This is a genomic window from Pseudothauera rhizosphaerae (assembly GCF_004801305.1).
GTDB lineage: Bacteria > Pseudomonadota > Gammaproteobacteria > Burkholderiales > Rhodocyclaceae > Pseudothauera > Pseudothauera rhizosphaerae.
Genome location: NZ_SSOD01000013.1, coordinates 73,176 through 92,063, shown reverse-complemented (window position 1 = coordinate 92,063; position 18,888 = coordinate 73,176). Strand labels below are relative to the sequence as shown.

The following is an 18,888-nucleotide window of genomic DNA, read 5'->3' as shown; positions in this document are numbered from 1 at the left end:
GGAGATCAGCCCGCCTTGGCGAGCGCCGGCCGGATCCACACTATTAACCCGGCAATGAAATAAGTAACACCGTTCGCCCTGAGCTTGTCGAAGGGCGTTGGTCTCAACCGGGCTTCGACAAGCTCAGCCCGAACGGTATTTGATTGCCGGGTTAATAGGTGGGCGGCCAGCACCCCCGTGCTGCACGCGGCAACCGCCAGCGCCATGGGCAGGGCCGAATCGCCCAGCGCATGGCCCACCGCGGCGCCTACCGCCGCGGCGATGGCCGGCAGCGCCGGCAGGTAGAAGTCGGTGGACAGGGGGCCGAGCGCGACCAGCGTGGTGATCAGCGCCGCGACGGCGAGGCCGGGCGCGGACTTATTCGGCATCCGGCTGGCGGGTCGGAGCGGCCAGGCGGAAGGCTTCCAGCGTCTCGCAGGCTCCGGCGATGCGCATCACGGTGGGGATGTGGTCGGTACGGCACTCGAAGCGGCGCGCGTTGAACACCTGGGGCACCAGGCACACGTCGGCCAGCGTGGGCGTGTCGCCGACGCAGAAGCGTCCGTCGCGCGGCGCCTGGGCGAGCATGGCTTCCACGGTGGCGAGGCCCCGTTCCACCCAGTGGCGGTACCAGGTGTTCTTCTGCTCCTCGCTCGCGCCCAGCTCGCGGGTCAGGTACTGCAGCACGCGCAGGTTGTTGATGGGATGGATGTCGCAGGCGATGGCCTGGGCCAGCGCGCGGATGCGTGCGCGGGTCAGGGCGTCCCCGGGCAGCAGCGCGGGCTGGGGGTGGGTTTCTTCCAGGTACTCGATGATGGCCAGGGACTGGGTCAGCACCGCGCCGCCGTCCTCCAGCGCGGGCACCAGCCCGGCCGGGTTGATGGCGAGGTATTCCGGCCGGCGCTGCTCGCCGCCGCCGCGCGCGAGATGCACCGGCACGCTGTCGTAGGGCAGGCCCTTGAGATTGAGCGCGATGCGCACGCGGTAGGCGGCGGAACTGCGGAAGTAGGTGTAGAGCTTCATGGGGCAGTCGGGCACGGCGGTTCAAGGCAGGAGTTGTACCACCTTCTGCTCGATGGTGCCGAAGATGCTGTGGCCCGCCTCGTCGCGCATGTCGATCCTCACCCGGTCGCCGAAGCGCATGAAAGGCGTGGCCGGTTTGCCCGTTTCGATGGTCTCGTACATGCGCACCTCGGCGAGGCAGCAGTAGCCCACGCCGCCGTTGGCGATACTGGAACCGTACAGCCCGCCCTGCTTGTTGGAGACCGTGCCGGAGCCGACGATGGAGCCGGCTTCCAGCTCCCGCGTCTTCGCCGCATGGGCGATCAGTCGGGGGAAGGAGAAGGTCATGTCCGTGCCCGCGTCCGGGCGGCCGAAGGGCTGGCCGTTGAGTTCCACTTCCAGCGGGCGGTGCAGCTTGCCGTCGCGCCAGGCCGCGCCCAGTTCGTCGGGCGTGACCGCCACCGGGCTGAAGGCGGAGGCCGGCTTGGACTGGAAGAAGCCGAAGCCCTTGGCGAGCTCGGCCGGGATCAGGTTGCGCAGGCTGACGTCGTTCACCAGCATCAGCAGGCGGACGGCGGCGGCGCATTCGTCCACGCCCGCGCCCATCCCCACGTCGCCGGTGACCGCCGCCACCTCGGCCTCGAAGTCGATGCCCCAGTCCTCGCTGGCGGCGACGATGTCGTCGCGGGGGCCGACGAAGCTGTCGGAGCCGCCCTGGTACATCAGCGGGTCGGTGTGGAATTCCGGCGGCAGCTCGGCACCCCGGGCGCGGCGCACCAGCTCCACGTGGTTGATGTAGGCCGAGCCGTCCGCCCACTGGTAGGCGCGGGGCAGCGGCGAATGGCAGCGCGTGGGGTCGAAGGGCATGGCGTGCCGCGTAGCCAACGCAGATGAGCCGCCATTGAGCATGTCGTAGACCAGTTCCAACTCCGGCGCCGTGCTGTCCCAGTCATCCAGCGCGGCCTGCAGCGTGCGGGCGATGCCGCTCACGGCCTGGCAGCGCGTGAGGTCGCGGCTGACCACGACCAGGGTGCCGTCGCGGCCGCCGTGCTTGATGGTGGCGAGCTTCAATTGAACATCTCCTTGTAGCGTCCGTCATGCATCCAGGCGGCATGCTTCGGCGCCTTCTTCGTCTGCGACCATTCTTCCAGCATCTCCCACTTGACCTGATCCAGCGCCTCCAGCATGCCCGGGCGCAGCGTGTTGGCGGCGAGTTCCAGGCGGTGGCCGCTGGGGTCGAAGAAGTAGATGGACTGGAACAGGGCGTGGTCCGTGGGGCCGACCACGTCGATGCCCGCGGCTTCCAGGCGCGCCTTGGTGTCGAGCAACTCCTGCATGGAGCCGACTTCCAGCGCCAGATGCTGGGTCCACGCCGGGGTGTTGGGGTCGCGCCCCATGGGCGTGCGGGTGGGCAGTTCGAAGAAGGCGAGGATGTTGCCGCCGCCGGCGTCGAGGAAGATGTGCATGTAGGGGTCGGGTTCCTTGGTGGACGGCACGGCGTCTTCCGCGATGGACAGCACCAGCTTCATGCCCAGGTGCTTCTCGTACCAGCGCGCGGTCTCCAGCGCGTCCTTGCAGCGGTAGGCGACGTGGTGGATTTTCTTGACCAGCATGAGGTTACCTCCGGGTCGATGGGGGCATCCGTTCGGGCTGAGCCTGTCGAAGCCCGGTTTCGGGCGCCCTTCGACAGGCTCAGGGCGAACGGACTTTGGTCTACACGCCCTCGCGGGCGATCGTCAGTGCCTCGCGCAGCACCGCGATGTCGCCGATGTGGTTGGCGAGCAGCAGGATCAGGCGGGCGTTCACCTGGGCGCTCCGTTCGTCGGAGAGGTCCCGGTGGGTGTCGATGAGCAGTTCGTAGAAATCGTCGCCGGGGCTGAAGCTGCGGAAGTAGTGCTTGCCCGGCTCGAAGAAGTTGGGTTGGGTGTTCAGTGCCATGGGTCGGGCTCCTTCAGGCGTTGCAGGTGGCGCGGGCGACGGCCGCACGAACCCGGGTGGCGTCCAGCGTGCGCCAGCGTGCGGCCACGTGTTGGTCGGGGCGGGCGAGGTAGCAGGTGCCCGGCTGCAGGTCGTAGCGTTCGCGGATGCGGCCCTTGCCGTCGATGACCGTTCTCAGTCCCATGGGCGCGTTGCCGCGGGCGGCCACCACCAGGGCCTGCACGGGGATGGCGCCATCGGCGAGCCCCGTCAGCGCGCCGGCGGTGGCGGCGTCCAGCGCGGCGGCGTCTTCCACGTAGTAGAGCAACTGGAAGCGGTTGCCCAGCACCTGCAGCAGCCAGTCGGCGCCGTCGGTGTGCACCGGGGCGCCTTCCATGGGCGCGCCGGGCACCATGTGGCCGGCGAAGGTGTCGGCATCCGGCGTGTTCAGGCGCGATTCGGTGAGGAAGCAGGGCACCGACAGCCGCCCTGAGTTCACCAGGGCGCGGGCGAACGGGTACCGCTGCGCCAGATCCAGCACCGCGTTGCGGAAGGTCTTGCTGACCGCGCTCTTGGGGGTGATGAAGTCCGTGGAGCGGGTCGAGTTCATGATGTTCTCGTCCGCGCCGAAGGTGCGCTCCGCCGAATAGGTGTCGAGCAGCGCGGACGGCGCCTTGCCGTCCATCACCAGCCGGAGCTTCCACACCAGGTTGTCCGTGTCCTGGATGCCGGAATTCGCTCCCCGCGCGCCGAAGGGCGAGACCTGGTGCGCGGCGTCGCCGACGAAGAGCACGCGGCCGTGGCGGAAGTCGTTCATGCGGCGGCACTGGAAGGTGTAGATGCTCACCCATTCCAGCTCGAACTCCCGTTCGTCCCCCAGCATGGCGCGGATGCGCGGGATCACCTTCTCCGGCCTCTTCTCCTCTTCCGGGTCCACGTTCCAGCCGAGCTGGAAGTCGATGCGCCACACGTTGTCCGCCTGCTTGTGCAGCAGCACGGACTGGCCGGGGTGGAAGGGCGGGTCGAACCAGAACCAGCGCTCGGCGGGGTAGTCCGCCTTCATCACCACGTCGGCGATCAGGAAGCGGTCCATGAAGATCTTGCCTTCCACCTCCAGGCCCAGCATGTGGCGGATGGGCGAGCGCGCGCCGTCGCCCACGATGAGCCAGTCGCAGGTCAAGGTGTAGGCGCCGTCCGGCGTTTCCACCCGCAGGCCGACCTTGTCCGCGCCGGGCGTGACCGCGATGACCTCGTTCTTCCAGCGCAGGTCGACGTTGCCCAGCTCCTCAGCGCGGCGCACCAGGTACTCTTCCAGGTAGTACTGCTGCAGGTTGATCATGCCCGGGCGGTGGTGGTCCGGCTCCGGGCACAGGTTGAAGTTGAACACCTCGCGCTCGCGGAAGAAGGTGCGGCCCACGTTCCAGGACACGCCCTTGGCCACCATTTCCTCGCCGCAGCCCAGGCGGTCCAGCACTTCCAGCGCACGCTTGGCGTAACACACGCCGCGGGAGCCGATGGACACGGTGTCGTCGTTGTCCAGCACCAGCACCGGCGTGCCCTGCATGGCCAGATCGATGGCCGCCGCCAGCCCCACCGGGCCGGCGCCCACCACCACCACCGGGTAATGCCCGTCGCGGGCTTCCGCCACTTCCAGCGGGCGCCGGTAGGCGTACTTCGGGTATTGATACGTGCTCAGCACGGTGTCTCCTCCTTTTGCTCGTCTCGCCGGGCGGCCTTCTATGGGCCGTCACCGGTTCCGTCTATAAACCCTGTTGGGCAAATACCGTTCGGGCTGAGCCTGTCGAAGCCCGATTGCCGGCACCGCCCTTCGACAAAGCCTGTCCTGAGCTTGCCGAAGGGCTCAGGGCGAGCGGTGTCGCTATTCCTACTCCTGCAGCGCGTGCCACATCTGCTGGTCCCGTTCCGCGGTCCAGATGCGCGGGTCGCGGATGCCGCTCGCCTCGTCGAAGGCGCGCGTCACGTCGAAGGGCAGGCAGTGTTCGTAGATGAAGACCTGGCCGAACTTCGGGTCCATGTTCTTGCGGGCGTGGGCCATCGCGGCTTTCAGGTCACAGCCCTGCGCCACCGCTTCCTGGGCGCTGCGGTACAGCGTGGACACGAAGTCGCGCGTGTAGGCTAGCCCCGCCTTCACCGCCTCGGGCGTGGTCAGGGCCGGGCCGCGGCCGGGCACCAGCTTCTGGAAGTCCAGCGCCGCCAGGTTGTCCAGGGTCTGCGGCCAGTCGGCCAGATAGGCGTCGCCGGTGTAACAGGCCGCGTCCGCCTCCACCAGGTCGCCGGAGAAGCAGATGGACTGGGAAGGCAGATACACGATGGTGTCGCCTTTGGTATGGCCGCGGCCCAGTTGCTTGATCTTCACTTCCAGCTTGCCCAGCCACAGGGTCATCTCGCCTTGGAAGGTGAGCGTCGGCCAGGTCAGCCCCGGCACGCTTTCCACGGCGTTGAAGAGGCGCGGGAAGCGGCCGATCTCGGAATCCATGTCCTGCTGGCCGCGCTCCACGATCAGGTCCCGGGTGTCCTGGCTGGCGATGACCTGCTGCAGGCCTTCGTCCTTGTAGCCGGAAGCGCCCAGCACGCGCACCGCGTGGTAGTGGGTCAGCACCACGTACTTGATCGGCTTGTCGGTGATTTCGCGCACCTTGGCGATCACCGCCTGCGCCATCACCGGCGTGGCGGTGGCGTCCACGATCATCACCGCGTCGTCGCCGACGATGATGCCGGTGTTGGGGTCGCCTTCCGCCGTGTAGGCCCAGGCGTTGTCCGACAGCTTGTCGAAGCTGATCTTCTTCTCTTCCAGGTCCGCCTGCGAGGCAAAGGCCTTGGTGTTCATCGGGTGTCTCCTCTCTGGTGATGCGGGGTATGGCCGAATCCTAGTCGACGGTTTGTTAATGGTCAATACGTTCGCTATTGTCAAATTACGGCGGCGCGAATAGTATGCTCCCCAACTGCTAAGATGCCGCCCACCAAGGGCACGAGGGGGAAGGCTTGGAAGAAGAACGGGAAGAAGGCAGGGGCAGCCGCGGCACGGACCGGCGCGGCATCCAGTCCATCGAGGTGGGCGGCGCGCTGCTGCAGGCCCTGGTGCGCACCGGCGCGCCGATGATGCTCAAGGACCTCGCCCGCGAAGCCGGCATGCCGCCGGCCAAGGCCCATCCCTACCTGGTGAGCTTCGGCAAGCTCGGCCTCATCGAGCAGGACCCCCTCACCGGCCGCTACGGCCTGGGGCCGTTCTCGCTGCAGATGGGCCTCTCCGCACTGCACGGCCTGGATCCGCTGCGGGCGGCCACCATCGAGGCCGCGCGGCTCGCCGACGACATCGAGCTCAACGTCGCCATCGCCGTGTGGGGCAACCACGGCCCCACCATCGTGCGCATCGAGGAAAGCAGCAAGCAGATCCACGTGAACATGCGTCCCGGCACGGTCATGACGCCGCTGCTGCTGTCCGCCACCGGCCGCGTCTTCGCCGCCCTGCTGCCGGCGCGCATCACCCGCCCCATCCTGGAGAAAGAACTGGCCCAGTTCGCCGCCTCGCCCCAATCCGCCCTGCGCCTGTCCCGCCGCCACGTGGACGAGATCGTCGCCGAAGTCCGCCAGCACGGCATGGCCCGCGCCGTCGGCAACCCCATCCCCGGCATCAACGCTTTCTCCGCCCCGGTCTTTGACAGCAGCGGCAACCTGGCCCTGGCCATCACCGCCATGGGTCCGGCGGATGCCTTCGACCCGGACTGGGAGGGAGTGACGGCGCAGAAGGTGCGGGCGTGCGCGGAGGCGGTCTCCACACGGCTGGGGAGTCGAGGAGGTTAAGGGTGTTTTCGCCGCCGATGCCGCAAGGATCGGCGTAATCCGCGAGCGAGCGCACAGGAGGCCAGCTTCGCCGGGTTCGTGATGCGGGCCTATCGCTGTGGAATAATGCCGTGTCACCTCAAGGGGAGTCGAACGGCATGGACGTGCTCACGCCAACGGATCTGAAGACGATCCTCCACTCCAAGCGTGCCAACCTCTACTACCTCGAACACTGCCGGGTACTGGTGAATGGGGGGCGTGTCGAGTACGTCACCGACGAGGGCAAGCACTCCCTGTACTGGAACATCCCGATCGCCAACACCACCACCATCCTGTTGGGTACGGGCACGTCGATCACCCAGGCGGCGATGCGCGAACTGGCGAAGGCCGGTGTGCTGGTGGGATTCTGCGGCGGCGGGGGAACGCCTCTGTTCACCGCCAACGAGGTCGACTTCGAGGTCGCCTGGTTCTCGCCGCAAAGCGAGTACCGTCCCACCGAATACCTGCAGTCCTGGGTGCGTTTCTGGTTCGACGACTCCCTGCGGCTGAATGCGGCCAAGGCGATCCAGCAAGCCCGCCTCACGCGCATCGCGGCACACTGGATCGGCAACCGGGCACTTGCCGAAGCGGACTTCATCGTTCCTCGCGAACGCCTGGAAGCCGCGCTTGAGGCCTCGCGGCGGGCGATCCTCGCGGTACCCGACAACACCGCCCTGCTCACCGAAGAGGCGCGCCTCACCAAGACACTGTTCAAGCTCGCCTGCGACGCCACCGACTACGGCGAGTTCACGCGCGCCAAGGGCGGCACCGGCAGCGACCCGGCCAACCGCTTTCTCGACCACGGCAACTATCTCGCCTACGGTCTGGGGGCGACGGCCACCTGGGTGCTGGGCCTGCCCCACGGCCTGGCGGTGCTGCACGGCAAGACGCGGCGCGGCGGACTGGTGTTCGACGCCGCCGACCTGGTCAAGGATGCGGTGATCCTGCCGCAAGCCTTCATCTCCGCCATGCGCGGCGACAGCGAACAGGCATTCCGCGAAAGCTGCATCGAGGCGCTGGTGCAGACCGAATCGCTGGACTTCATGATCGACACGCTCAAAGCCATCGCCGCGGAGACCGGGAAGCGCACCGCATGAACGTGCTGCTCATCTCCCAGTGCACCAAGAACGCCCTCACCGAGACCCGGCGCATCCTCGACCAGTTCGCCGAACGGCGCGGCGACCGCACTTGGCAGACGCCGATCACCCAGGCCGGTCTGGACACCCTGCGCCGCCTGCTGCGCAAGACCGCGCGCAAGAATACCGCCGTGGCCTGCCACTGGATACGCGGCAAGGACCACAGCGAATTGCTGTGGATCGTGGGCGATGCACGGCAGTTCAACGGCCAGGGCGCCACGCCGACCAACTCCACCCGCCGCAACGTGCTGCGCGCCGAATCGGAGAACGACTGGCATACGGGGGAAGACATCCGCCTGCTCGCGCAACTGGCGGCGCTGCTGCACGATCTGGGCAAGGCCGGCATTGCGTTCCAGAACCGCCTGCGCGGCCGCTTGGTAGAGAGGAACCTGTACCGCCATGAATGGGTGTCGCTGCGGCTGTTCCTGGCCTTCGTCGGCGAAGGTGACGACGAAGACTGGCTGCAGCGCTTGGCCAATCCGGAGGACTGCGACGAACAGGTCTGGCTCGCCGCCGGACGCTACCAGCGTGATGGACTGGACGCCACGACACCCTATCCATTCCGCAACCTGCCGCCTTTGGCCGCCGCGGTGGCGTGGTTGGTAGTCACCCATCACCGCCTGCCACTGGTTCCGGTGGACAAGGGGGACGGCAGCCAGGACTGGCTCGGCAAGCGTGCCGGGCGCTTCAGCCTGGACTGGCTGGAAACGCCCTTGGCCCAGGTCGCGCACGACTGGAACGAAATCCGCCAGCCGGCCGAACCGCCACGGATAGCGCCGTACTGGCAATCCGCCGGCCCGCTGCCGGTGGCCGAGCCGAAATGGCGCGCGCAGGCCGCACGCCTCGCAAGACGCCTGCTGGAACTGCGCCGGCGCCGCGATGGCGACTGGCTCGGCAACCCCTACGTGATGCACTTGGCCCGATTGAGCCTGATGCTGGCCGATCACCATTACTCCAGCCTCGGTCTGGATAAAGAGGATCGTCCGGCGCAGGCACGGAAGCCCTTCTTGCAGGAAGGGCAAACCGTTTTCGCCAACACCACGAAGAATCGTCGGGGCCAAACGGTTACGAATCAATCCCTGCTGGAACATCTGCTTGGCGTGGAACATACGGCCGGCCTGATCGCCCACGCCCTGCCCGCCTTCGAGCGCCACCTGCCGCGGCTGGCCCACCATCGCGGCCTGCGCAAGCGCAGCGCCGACCCGCGCTTCGCCTGGCAGGACAAGGCCGCCGATGCCGCCACGGCGCTGCGCGAAGCGGCGCGCGAGCATGGTGCCTTCATCGTCAACATGGCCTCCACCGGCTGCGGCAAGACGCTCGCCAACGCCCGCATCCTCTACGCCCTGGCCGACTCCCGGCAGGGCCTGCGCGCCACCTACGCCCTGGGCCTGCGCACGCTGACCTTGCAGACCGGCCGCAGCTACCGCACCGACCTGCATCTGGGCGAGGACGAGCTGGCCATCCGCGTCGGCGGCTCGGCCAGCCGCGCCCTGTTCGAGTATTACGAGCAGGAGGCCGAGGCGCACGGCTCGGCCTCGGTACAGGAGCTGATCGAGGAAGACAGCCACGTCCTCTACGAAGGCGTGGTCGCCGACCACCCGCTGCTGTCGCGGGCGATGCACGACGCCGACATCCGCAAGCTGTTGTCGGCGCCGATGCTGGTCTGCACCGTGGACCACATGGTCCCCGCCACCGAGGCGCTGCGCGCCGGCCGCCAGATCGCGCCGATGCTGCGGCTGATGAGCGCCGACCTGGTGCTGGACGAACTGGACGACTACGACCTCGAAGACCTGCCCGCGCTGACCCGCCTGGTGCACTGGGCAGGGATGCTGGGCACGCGCGTGGTGCTGTCCTCCGCGACCCTGCCGCCGGCGCTGGTCGAAGGCATGTTCATGGCCTACCGCGCCGGCCGCGTCCAGTACCGGCGCAACCGCGGCATCGGCGGCGGGCAAGCTGCCGAACAGGTCGAGATCCCCTGCCTGTGGACCGACGAGTTCGGCGCGCAGGCCGCGACCTGCGCCGATGCGCCGGCCTTCGCCGCCCAGCACGCGCAGTTCGTCGGCAAGCGCGCGGCGAAGCTGGAAAAGGCCGAGCCGCTGCGGCGGGCCGAACTGGTGCCGCTGGACATCGCCAAGGGGCTTGCCAAGGAGCAGCTTCGCGCCGCATTCGCCCGGTACGTGCGCGATGCCTGCCTGCGCCTGCACGGCGACCATGCCGAAACCGATCCCGTCAGCGGCAAGCGCGCGAGCTTCGGCATCGTGCGCATGGCCAACATCGACCCGCTGTTCGACGTGGCGCGCGAACTGTTCGCGCTCGGCGCGCCGGAAGACGTCCGCATCCATCTGTGCGTCTACCACGCCCGCTTCCCACTCGTGCAGCGCTCGGCCATCGAGCATCAACTCGACAGCGCGTTCAACCGGCGCGGCGACGGGCAGGGCGTCTACCGCCTGCCAAGCATTCGCGCCGCGCTCGACGCCCATCCGGAACGCAACCACCTGTTCGTCGTGCTCGCGTCTCCTGTTTGCGAAGTCGGCCGCGACTGGGATGCCGACTGGGCGGTGGCGGAGCCTTCGTCGATGCGCTCGCTGATCCAGCTCGCCGGGCGCGTGCAGCGGCATCGGCGCAAGCCGCCAGCGCGCGCCAACGTGCTGGTATTCGACACCAATCTGAAGGCGCTGGAAGCCGGCGACGGCCAGCGCCCAGCCTTCGTTCGTCCGGGTTTCGAGGACGAGGACCGTTTCCTGCTCGCCTCGCACCGGCTGCGAGCGATCTGGCCGGAATCCGGCGAGCGGTGCATCGACGCCCGGCCGCGCATCCAGCCACGACCTGCCGGTGAAATGGACCCGCGCCACAACTGGATAGACCTGGAACAGGTACGCCTGCACGTCGCGATGCTGCCGCAAACCGAATCCGCATCGACCCCCAGCCGCCGCCGCGGATCTTCCACGCCCAGGCTGGAACGCGACCAGGCCGCGCCTTCATGGCAACATCGGCAGGCGCTGCTGACCGGCATGCTGCCGCAACAGCAGCCCTTTCGCGCGGATGACCGCCCCGATGCCACGCTGGTGTTCCTGCCCGACGAAGAGGAAGAACACCTGCTCCCGCACCGGATCGAAGATGATCCGCATCATCGCGGCAAGCCGCTCTACATCTCGGCCCCGGAAATGCTGCATCCGGTCGAACTGCAACCCGCATCCGGCATCGTGCCGTGGGACGCTTTCGACCTGGCGCGACTGCGGGCGGGCCTGGGCGATCTGGCCGAGGCCGAGGACATCCCGCTGGACATGGCCGCGCGCAAGTTCACCGTGGTCGAAGTGCCACGCAGCGAGCATGGCCAGGGCTGGCGCTGGCATCCGTGGCTGGGCTTCAGCCCCGCACGCTGAGAAGGCGCCTCAATGCCAGGGATCGACCACCTCGATGCCGCAGTCCTCGAAATCCCGTACGTTGCGGGTCGCCAGCCTGGCCCCATGCGAATGCACGATGCCGGCGATCATCATGTCCGACTGGCTGGCCGGCCGCCCCTGCGCACGCCGCGCGGCGGCGATCCGCGCATACGCGTCGGCTGCGGCTTCGTCGTAGGGCAGCACGCGGCCAGCCATGTCCGTGGAGAAGATCGCTCCCACTTCCTGCAACAGATCCTCCCGGCGCTTGCCTCCCGGCAGGATGCGGCCACCGTAGAGCATCTCGCCACGGGAAATCGCCGTCGTGAACAGCGCATCCAACGCCTGCGCCTCCAGCCATGCCAGCACCTTCGGTTCCGGCACCGGGCGGATCAATTCGGACAGCACATTGGTATCGAGGACGATCATGCGCCGGATTCACCCTCGCCGAAGTCGGGCGGCTCCGGCACCGGCGTGCGCGGCGGCAGTTCCAGTTCGACGCCGCCGAACCGTTCCACCCGCGCCCGGACGGCCTTGACCAGCGCGGCCCCGGTATGGGCTTCCGGGCTGGTATTGAGCGCCGCCCGCAAGATGCTGCGGGCCTCCTCTTCCATCGAGCGCCCATGCTGCGCCGCCCGCACGCGCAGGCGCGCCTTCACGTCGTCATCGAGATTGCGGATGGTCATGGTGGCCATGGGGAAGCCCTCCGGGAGTGACTGCAATGATTGCATTGTAGTCACTCCCGGAGGGGGAGCAATCTGCCTGTTCGGCAGTAATGTGGCTCCGAAAGGGGGAGCACAGTTTTCTGAGCTGCTTTTCCAGCAGTTGTAGGCATCTCCGCCACAGTTGCGGAAGATAGCAAGAGAGAGAACAGTGGTCAAGAAAGAGAGAGTACAGTGGTATTGACCGGAAGAAAAAACGGTGTAACCATAAAAACGCCCAAGTCCGGTGCGAACGGCTTGGGCGTCAGTGCAACTTGCCGGTTGGCCCCGGCCCAACGCACGAACGGTAGTCGTGCAGGAGGATATTGGTGTGTGGAAAAACCCGCACATGACATCATCAGTCGTCTGAGCGGACCATCCGCGCCCCACGGTAGCGGCTAGCTGCCGTGGGGATTCTACATGCACGCCTCGTGAGAGGCACATGAAAGGACGCCCATGAACGAAGAAACAGAATCCGGGGCTCGTTCCAATCGCTTCCGTACCACCATCGCCGCCTTCATCGAAGCCCGGCGCGAAGCCAAGCTGAAGGGCAAGGACGACGATGCCGGGGCCGCCTCGAAATACGAGTACGCCACCTGGCTGGCCGATGCTGCGCGCCGCGTGGGACAGATTCAGGCGGTCACGCACGTGCTCAAGGCCACGCATCCGGACGCCCGCGGCAGCAGCCTGCACGTTGATCCGGCCACGCTGCCCCGGCATCGCGAAATCGGCAGCCACTTGCTCGGCGAGGACTACGCCGAGGATGTGGTTGGCAATGCCGCGGCGCTGGACGTGTTCAAGTTCCTCAAGCTCGACGTGGACGGCAAGCGCCTGCTCGACTGGATGCAGGCCGGCGATGCGGATCTGATGGCCGCCTTGTCGCCGGATTCAAAGCTGGCGAAGGCGTGGATGGAGGCGTTCGCCTCGCTGGTGCGCGAAGGCGCCAAGCCTGCCACGCATCCGATGGCCAAGCAGGTCTACTGGCTGGTCGGCGAAGAGCCCCAGGACGACAGCCAATACCACCTGTTGCAACCAATGTTCTCCAGTTCGCTGGCCCATGCCGTGCATGCGGACATCCAGGATGCACGCTTCGGCGATGCCAACAAGGAAGCGCGGCAGGCGTTCAGGGACAAGCGGCCTTCCGATGCTCCGTACCGCGATTACCGCAACCTGGTTGCCCGCAAGCTGGGCGGTACCAAGCCGCAGAACATCAGCCAGTTGAACAGCGAACGCGGCGGCATCAACTACCTGCTGCCTTCCCTGCCGCCGCCGGCATGGCAAGCAGACGGACGCTCCAGCGTATCGAAACGGGAATCGGTGCTTGAAGTGTTCCTGTGGTTTGAAGATGTGCGCAGGCTCACTCGCGCACTATCGGACTATCTGCTGTCGGTGCAGGACAAGACGGGCAACAAGGACATCCGCGATGCGCGCGATGATCTGATCAAAAAAATAGCGGAACAACTGGCATTGTTTGGTGTAGCTATCCGCGGCCGCTATCCGGCCGGCTGGACGCGTGACGGTGATTGCCGCCTGACACGCTGCGAACGGCTCTGGCTGGATCCCGAGCGAACGGAACTGCCGCTGCGCGACGACCCGGAGCATCCGGAATGGAAGGCTGGCGACGAAGCCTTCAATGCGGAGTACGACCACGGCGACTGGGCTGACGAAGTCGCTACGCGCTTTGGCCTGTGGCTCAACGCACAAATACGCAAGGCCGGCCTGGTGACGATGGCGCTGCCCGAACTCAACCATTGGGTGAGCCACGCCATTGTCGACGTGGCCTGGCCCACGCCGCTGCGACGCCGCGCCAAGGTGGAGGAGATCGCATGAACGACGACTTCCCGCGCTTCACGCACCTGCTGGTGCTGCCGCACCTGCGCATTCAGAACGCCAATGCTGTTTCCAGCCCCTTGACCCACGGCTTTCCGTCCATGACGGCATTCCTGGGCCTGATCTGGGCACTGGAACGCAAGGCACGCCGGGCCGGTCTCGTGCTGGAGTTCAACGCGGTCGGCGTGGTCAGCCACGACTGGCAGGAACAGGTGAACGATGGTGGTTTCGTCAAATCGTTCCGCCTGACCCGCAATCCCGTGGACAAGGATGGCAGTACCGCCGCCATCGTCGAGGAAGGCCGCATCCATCTCGACCTAAGCCTGGTCATTGCCGTGCATGCCGAGCGCTGGGATGCGGAGGCACAGGCCGCCGACCTTGCAGCCATTGCTGACCTGCTGGCGGGCATGCGCGTGGCCGGCGGCACCGTGCTGCCGGCCACACGCCCGTGGTCGCGGCGCCACCAGCCGTGGCTGGCCGATTTCACCGGTGACAGCAGTGACAGGCGGAAAGCCTTCCGTGAAGTCTGCGTGCGTCTGCTGCCCGGTTCGGCTTTGGTGGCGCGCGACGACCTGATCGACCAGCGGCTGGCACAGATGCAGACCGAAATCCCGCAGGCCACCCGGCTTGATGCCTGGCTGTCGCTGTCGCGCATCAACTGGCGCTACCAGCCGGGCGAGAAGGACGGCAAGGGCGAGTGGCTCAACGACCGCAAGGGCCAGGGCTGGATCGTGCCCATCCCAGTCGGGTATGGCGCGCTCGGCGAAGTGCACGCGCCGGGCAGCGTCGCCAACGCGCGCGATGCGACCACGCCGTTCCGCTTCGTCGAGAGCCTCTACTCGGTCGGCGAATGGGTCAGTCCGCACCGTCTGCAATCGCCCCAGCAACTGCTTTGGTACGCCGACAGCCGGCCCGACGACGGCCTCTACCGCTGCCGCAACGACTACCGCCCCGCTGCCGACGCGTTCGAGCAGCTCTACGACTTCGACTGACCGTCCACCACGACAAGGAATCCCATCATGTCCAAAGACCTCAAGACCGCCTCCGTCCTCGCCTTCGAGCGCAAGCTCGATCCTTCCGATGCGCTGTTCTTCGCCGGCGACTGGACCGCACGCGGCGATTCGGCGAACTGGCAGCCGGTGAAGCTCCGCGCGAAATCGGTACGCGGCACCATTTCCAACCGGCTCAAGACCAAGGACCAGGACCCGGCCAAGCTCGACGCCGCCATCGAGAACCCCAACCTGCAGACCGTGGACGTGGCCGCCCTGCCACTGGAGGCCGACACGCTGAAAGTCCGATTCACCCTGCGCGTGCTCGGCGGCACCGGCGAGCCGTCGGCCTGCAACGATGCGGACTACCGCAAGAAGCTGGTCGCCACCGTCGGCGGCTACGTGCAGCAGCATGGCTTCGGCGAACTGGCGCGCCGCTACGCCGCAAATCTCGCCAACGGCCGCTTCCTGTGGCGCAACCGCATCGGCGCCGAGCAGGTGGAAGTGCAGGTCGCACACCTGAAGGACGGCAAGCCGGCCACGCAGTGGACGTTCCAGGCGCATGACCACTCTCTGCGCGAACTCTCCGCGCCGACCACCGAAGCGGCCGACGTATCGGCACTGGCCGCGCTGATCGAATCCGGCCTGGCCGGGGCTTCGCATGTCCTGCTGCAAGTCACTGCATTCGTGCGCGTGGGTGCCGGGCAGGAAGTGTTCCCCTCGCAGGAACTGATCCTCGACCGCGGCCGCAGCGACAAGAGCAAGACGCTCTACGAGGTGGGTGAAGGCGACAAGGCCGTGGCCGCCATCCACTCGCAGAAGATCGGCAACGCCCTGCGCACCATCGACACCTGGTATCCCGGCGCCGACGACAACGGCCCCATCGCGGTGGAGCCCTACGGCTCGGTGACCACCCAGGGCAAGGCGTACCGCCAGCCCAAGGACAAGCTGGACTTCTACAACCTGCTCGACCACTGGATCATCAAGGATCAAGCCCCGCCCTTGGAACAGCAGCACTTCGTCATCGCCACCTTGGTGCGGGGTGGCGTCTTCGGTGAGGCGGGCTGAGCATGGACTACTACATCGACATCAAACTGCTGCCAGACCCAGAGTTTCCGGCACCGACGCTGATGAGTGCGCTATTTGCAAAGCTCCATCGGGGGTTGGTCGACTACGGCGGGCGTGATATCGGCGTGAGCTTTCCGGAAGTCGATCAGGACAGGCGGACGCTCGGCAGGCGGCTTCGCCTGCATGGGACAGCGGAGAGCCTGGAGCGCCTGATGCGGATTGCCTGGCTGCAAGGCATGCGGGATCACATCGCAGTCACGACACTTGCCCCGGTGCCCGAAGAGGTTGCACATCGTATCGTGCGTAGGGTCCAAGCAAAGAGCAACCCTGAACGCATACGGCGTCGGTTGATGGCACGCAAGCATATGGGGGCCGATGAAGCGCGAGCGACGATCCCCGACTGCGCCGCACAACGGCTTGATCTTCCATACGTCGAAATTGCCAGCCGCACGACCGGCCAGCGCTTCAAGCTTTTCATAGAGCATCAGGCACTGCGACAGACTGCCGTACGCGGTCCGTTCGGAACGTATGGCCTTAGTGCCATTGCCACCGTACCGTGGTTTTGACCCTTTTTTCGGTGGGTTCTTTAAGTACTAAAAAAACAAAGGGTTATGAGAATGGTGGTTAGTTGGGGCAGCGGGCGCATTTGCGCCCGTTTTCCTTAGCAATTAAGGTATTAGCGGCTCGAATGTCTAGATCACTGCCGTACAGGCAGCTCAGAAAATTCGGGCAGGCGCCCGACGTAGCCGATGAACGATCACTGCCGTACAGGCAGCTCAGAAATGACTATCGGCCCGCCCCGTCTGTCCCTGTCGGATCACTGCCGTACAGGCAGCTCAGAAAACCCGGGAAACGAGGAAGAACGCGGCCAGCCAGATCACTGCCGTACAGGCAGCTCAGAAAGCCCGCAAGGTGTTCGCCACCAAGGGCGACCCGATCACTGCCGTACAGGCAGCTCAGAAATCCGACAGCAGGTAGTGGACGCGAGTTTCGTCGATCACTGCCGTACAGGCAGCTCAGAAATGAGCGAGGTCTTCGCATGATCGAGACCACCCGATCACTGCCGTACAGGCAGCTCAGAAAGAGTGCAGCGCCGGTCCGGGATCATGGGGATTGATCACTGCCGTACAGGCAGCTCAGAAAATCCCGGTGCGTCGCGGTGGCGGACTCCAGATGATCACTGCCGTACAGGCAGCTCAGAAACGGAGAAAGATTGCATCTGTTACTACGGCTTCGATCACTGCCGTACAGGCAGCTCAGAAAAAGAAGGCTGCTTCGGCCCCGTCCTCGTAGCCGATCACTGCCGTACAGGCAGCTCAGAAAATTAGCGGATTAACGCTGTTGCCGCACATCCGCGATCACTGCCGTACAGGCAGCTCAGAAAAAGCCAGAAGAGTGACCGCCAGAGTGAAGAACTGATCACTGCCGTACAGGCAGCTCAGAAAGCCGTCCGCGTCCAGATCGGAGACGCCCTCGAGATCACTGCCGTACAGGCAGCTCAGAAATCGCCACTGGCGGCATCGTCATCGCCCCCAAGGATCACTGCCGTACAGGCAGCTCAGAAATCTACCTGGGCGACTGCATCGAGGGTATGCAGCGATCACTGCCGTACAGGCAGCTCAGAAATCGATCCTGGCCAGCGGGGGCCCCTGTCATAAGATCACTGCCGTACAGGCAGCTCAGAAAATGACGATAGCGGCCCGGTATATCTAGAAGACGATCACTGCCGTACAGGCAGCTCAGAAAACCAGGTGCTCGGTCTCAATGAGCGCCGGCAGGATCACTGCCGTACAGGCAGCTCAGAAACGTCGGCCAGGCCCTGCGCAAGAAGTACAGGCGATCACTGCCGTACAGGCAGCTCAGAAAACTAGCCGCCGCCAGTACCCGGCATCTCCGCAGATCACTGCCGTACAGGCAGCTCAGAAATCGCCGGTGGCCCGGCTGTTGCGCACCACGCCCGATCACTGCCGTACAGGCAGCTCAGAAAAGAACGAGACCGGTTCGGCATCGTTGATCGCGGATCACTGCCGTACAGGCAGCTCAGAAATTGCCCGTGTTGTGCGCGTAGCCAGCGGCGATGATCACTGCCGTACAGGCAGCTCAGAAAACTCAGTTTGATCTGGGCGGTGGGGCGAAACTGATCACTGCCGTACAGGCAGCTCAGAAAACATCCTGACGCTTGCGGCCGGCGGGGAAAGCGATCACTGCCGTACAGGCAGCTCAGAAAGGGGCGCCACAAGCGGGGTGATGTCCTTGCCGGATCACTGCCGTACAGGCAGCTCAGAAACGCCGGACACCCAAGCCGCATCGCTGTGGTTGGATCACTGCCGTACAGGCAGCTCAGAAACGGTGGAGAAGGCCCGCCGCACCGCCGTGCGCGATCACTGCCGTACAGGCAGCTCAGAAAATCCCCGGCCGGCGCATCCGCGGCTACCACATGATCACTGCCGTACAGGCAGTTCAGAAAGAGAAGGTCGGCAAGAGCCGCGCCTACATCTAGATCACTGCCGTACAGGCAGCTCAGAAAGCCGAAGTCATCGGCCGGCGGCGCGTTGAAGCGATCACTGCCGTACAGGCAGCTCAGAAATCTCGAACACCTGCCGCTTCGGCGGCCAGACGGATCACTGCCTGTACGGCAGTGATCAATGCCAGCTTCAGCGCCACCGTGCGCTGACATTTCTGAGCTGCCTGTACGGTAGTGATCCCGGTCGTGCTCGATGCTGGCCGGCGTGATGCTTTCTGAGCTGCCTGTACGGCAGCTCAGAAATGCCTAACTGCCTGGATACCTTGATTTGCTCCGATCACTGCCGTACAGGCAGCTCAGAAAGTAGAGCCAGCCCTGCCACATGGGGCCCCTGTGATCACTGCCGTACAGGCAGCTCAGAAAGGCCTGCTGCAGCAGCTCGCGCTGATCACCTCCGATCACTGCCGTACAGGCAGCTCAAAAAATCAGCGTGACCACATCGGCGAGCAAGATGGAAGCACTCACCGCCAGTCAAATGGAACTGATAACGTGTTGGCGACTTGGTCTTCCCGGCAGCCTGTT

The 18,888-nt window shown here is 65.8% G+C and carries 16 protein-coding genes and 1 CRISPR repeat array; of the genes, 7 read left to right on the top strand and 9 right to left on the bottom strand.

Annotated features, from left to right (window positions below; all coding sequences use genetic code 11):
- Window positions 1–5: 5 nt before the first annotated feature.
- The 7 genes from E6O51_RS15595 to E6O51_RS15565 all read right to left on the bottom strand — a co-directional run bounded on the left by E6O51_RS15595 (window position 6) and on the right by E6O51_RS15565 (window position 5,746).
- A complete protein-coding gene (locus E6O51_RS15595; protein ID WP_136385930.1) occupies window positions 6–368 on the bottom strand; it encodes a hypothetical protein in 363 nt (120 codons plus the stop codon).
- Window positions 358–1,002, bottom strand: a complete 645-nt coding sequence (gene maiA / locus E6O51_RS15590) for a maleylacetoacetate isomerase (RefSeq protein ID WP_136385929.1) — start codon at window positions 1,000–1,002, stop codon at window positions 358–360. Before maiA ends, E6O51_RS15595 begins: the two co-directional genes overlap by 11 nt.
- A gap of 21 nt (window positions 1,003–1,023) precedes the next feature.
- Window positions 1,024–2,052, bottom strand: coding sequence for a fumarylacetoacetate hydrolase family protein (locus E6O51_RS15585; protein WP_136385928.1), 1,029 nt, complete (start codon window positions 2,050–2,052; stop codon window positions 1,024–1,026).
- Entirely contained in the window at window positions 2,049–2,594 is a 546-nt protein-coding gene (locus E6O51_RS15580; RefSeq protein ID WP_136385927.1) for a VOC family protein, read from the bottom strand. Before E6O51_RS15580 ends, E6O51_RS15585 begins: the two co-directional genes overlap by 4 nt.
- 100 nt (window positions 2,595–2,694) lie before the next feature.
- Complete coding sequence (locus tag E6O51_RS15575) at window positions 2,695–2,919, bottom strand: DUF2783 domain-containing protein (protein ID WP_136385926.1); 225 nt, start codon at window positions 2,917–2,919, stop codon at window positions 2,695–2,697.
- 13 nt (window positions 2,920–2,932) lie between these two features.
- Window positions 2,933–4,597, bottom strand: coding sequence for an FAD-dependent oxidoreductase (locus E6O51_RS15570; protein ID WP_136385925.1), 1,665 nt, complete (start codon window positions 4,595–4,597; stop codon window positions 2,933–2,935).
- Window positions 4,598–4,783: 186 nt separating this feature from the next.
- On the bottom strand, window positions 4,784–5,746 hold the full coding sequence (locus E6O51_RS15565) for an MBL fold metallo-hydrolase (protein WP_136385924.1): 963 nt from the start codon (window positions 5,744–5,746) through the stop codon (window positions 4,784–4,786).
- A 155-nt stretch (window positions 5,747–5,901) separates the two neighbouring features.
- Here E6O51_RS15565 and E6O51_RS15560 point away from each other — a divergent pair, with 155 nt between their 5' ends.
- The 3 genes from E6O51_RS15560 (at window position 5,902) to cas3f (ending at window position 11,257) form a co-directional block, all read left to right on the top strand.
- Entirely contained in the window at window positions 5,902–6,720 is an 819-nt protein-coding gene (locus E6O51_RS15560; RefSeq protein WP_136385923.1) for an IclR family transcriptional regulator, read from the top strand.
- 137 nt (window positions 6,721–6,857) lie between these two features.
- Window positions 6,858–7,835: a type I-F CRISPR-associated endonuclease Cas1f gene (gene cas1f / locus E6O51_RS15555; RefSeq protein WP_136385922.1), complete on the top strand. Its 978-nt coding sequence runs from the start codon at window positions 6,858–6,860 to the stop codon at window positions 7,833–7,835.
- Window positions 7,832–11,257 carry a type I-F CRISPR-associated helicase Cas3f gene (cas3f, locus tag E6O51_RS15550; protein ID WP_136385921.1) on the top strand — a complete coding sequence of 1,142 codons (3,426 nt, stop codon included), beginning with the start codon at window positions 7,832–7,834 and terminating at the stop codon, window positions 11,255–11,257. Before cas1f ends, cas3f begins: the two co-directional genes overlap by 4 nt.
- Before the next feature lie 9 nt (window positions 11,258–11,266).
- Here the strand turns inward: cas3f and E6O51_RS15545 are convergent, their stop codons facing one another.
- Window positions 11,267–11,683: a type II toxin-antitoxin system VapC family toxin gene (locus E6O51_RS15545; protein ID WP_136385920.1), complete on the bottom strand. Its 417-nt coding sequence runs from the start codon at window positions 11,681–11,683 to the stop codon at window positions 11,267–11,269.
- Complete coding sequence (locus E6O51_RS15540; RefSeq protein ID WP_136385919.1) at window positions 11,680–11,949, bottom strand: FitA-like ribbon-helix-helix domain-containing protein; 270 nt, start codon at window positions 11,947–11,949, stop codon at window positions 11,680–11,682. Before E6O51_RS15540 ends, E6O51_RS15545 begins: the two co-directional genes overlap by 4 nt.
- Before the next feature lie 462 nt (window positions 11,950–12,411).
- Here E6O51_RS15540 and csy1 point away from each other — a divergent pair, with 462 nt between their 5' ends.
- Genes csy1 through cas6f form a run of 4 tightly spaced genes read left to right on the top strand, consistent with a single transcriptional unit; the run spans window position 12,412 to window position 16,408 of the window.
- A complete protein-coding gene (gene csy1 / locus E6O51_RS15535) occupies window positions 12,412–13,785 on the top strand; it encodes a type I-F CRISPR-associated protein Csy1 (RefSeq protein WP_136385918.1) in 1,374 nt (457 codons plus the stop codon).
- Complete coding sequence (csy2, locus tag E6O51_RS15530) at window positions 13,782–14,777, top strand: type I-F CRISPR-associated protein Csy2 (protein ID WP_136385917.1); 996 nt, start codon at window positions 13,782–13,784, stop codon at window positions 14,775–14,777. The genes csy1 and csy2 overlap by 4 nt, the downstream gene beginning before the upstream one ends.
- Window positions 14,778–14,804: 27 nt before the next feature.
- On the top strand, window positions 14,805–15,842 hold the full coding sequence (csy3, locus tag E6O51_RS15525) for a type I-F CRISPR-associated protein Csy3 (protein ID WP_136385916.1): 1,038 nt from the start codon (window positions 14,805–14,807) through the stop codon (window positions 15,840–15,842).
- Between the two features lie 2 nt (window positions 15,843–15,844).
- Window positions 15,845–16,408 carry a type I-F CRISPR-associated endoribonuclease Cas6/Csy4 gene (gene cas6f, locus E6O51_RS15520; RefSeq protein WP_136385915.1) on the top strand — a complete coding sequence of 188 codons (564 nt, stop codon included), beginning with the start codon at window positions 15,845–15,847 and terminating at the stop codon, window positions 16,406–16,408.
- Window positions 16,409–16,537: 129 nt separating this feature from the next.
- Window positions 16,538–18,429: direct repeats of the CRISPR family, unit length 28 nt; unit sequence GATCACTGCCGTACAGGCAGCTCAGAAA.
- Between the last annotated feature and the right edge of the window lie 459 nt (window positions 18,430–18,888).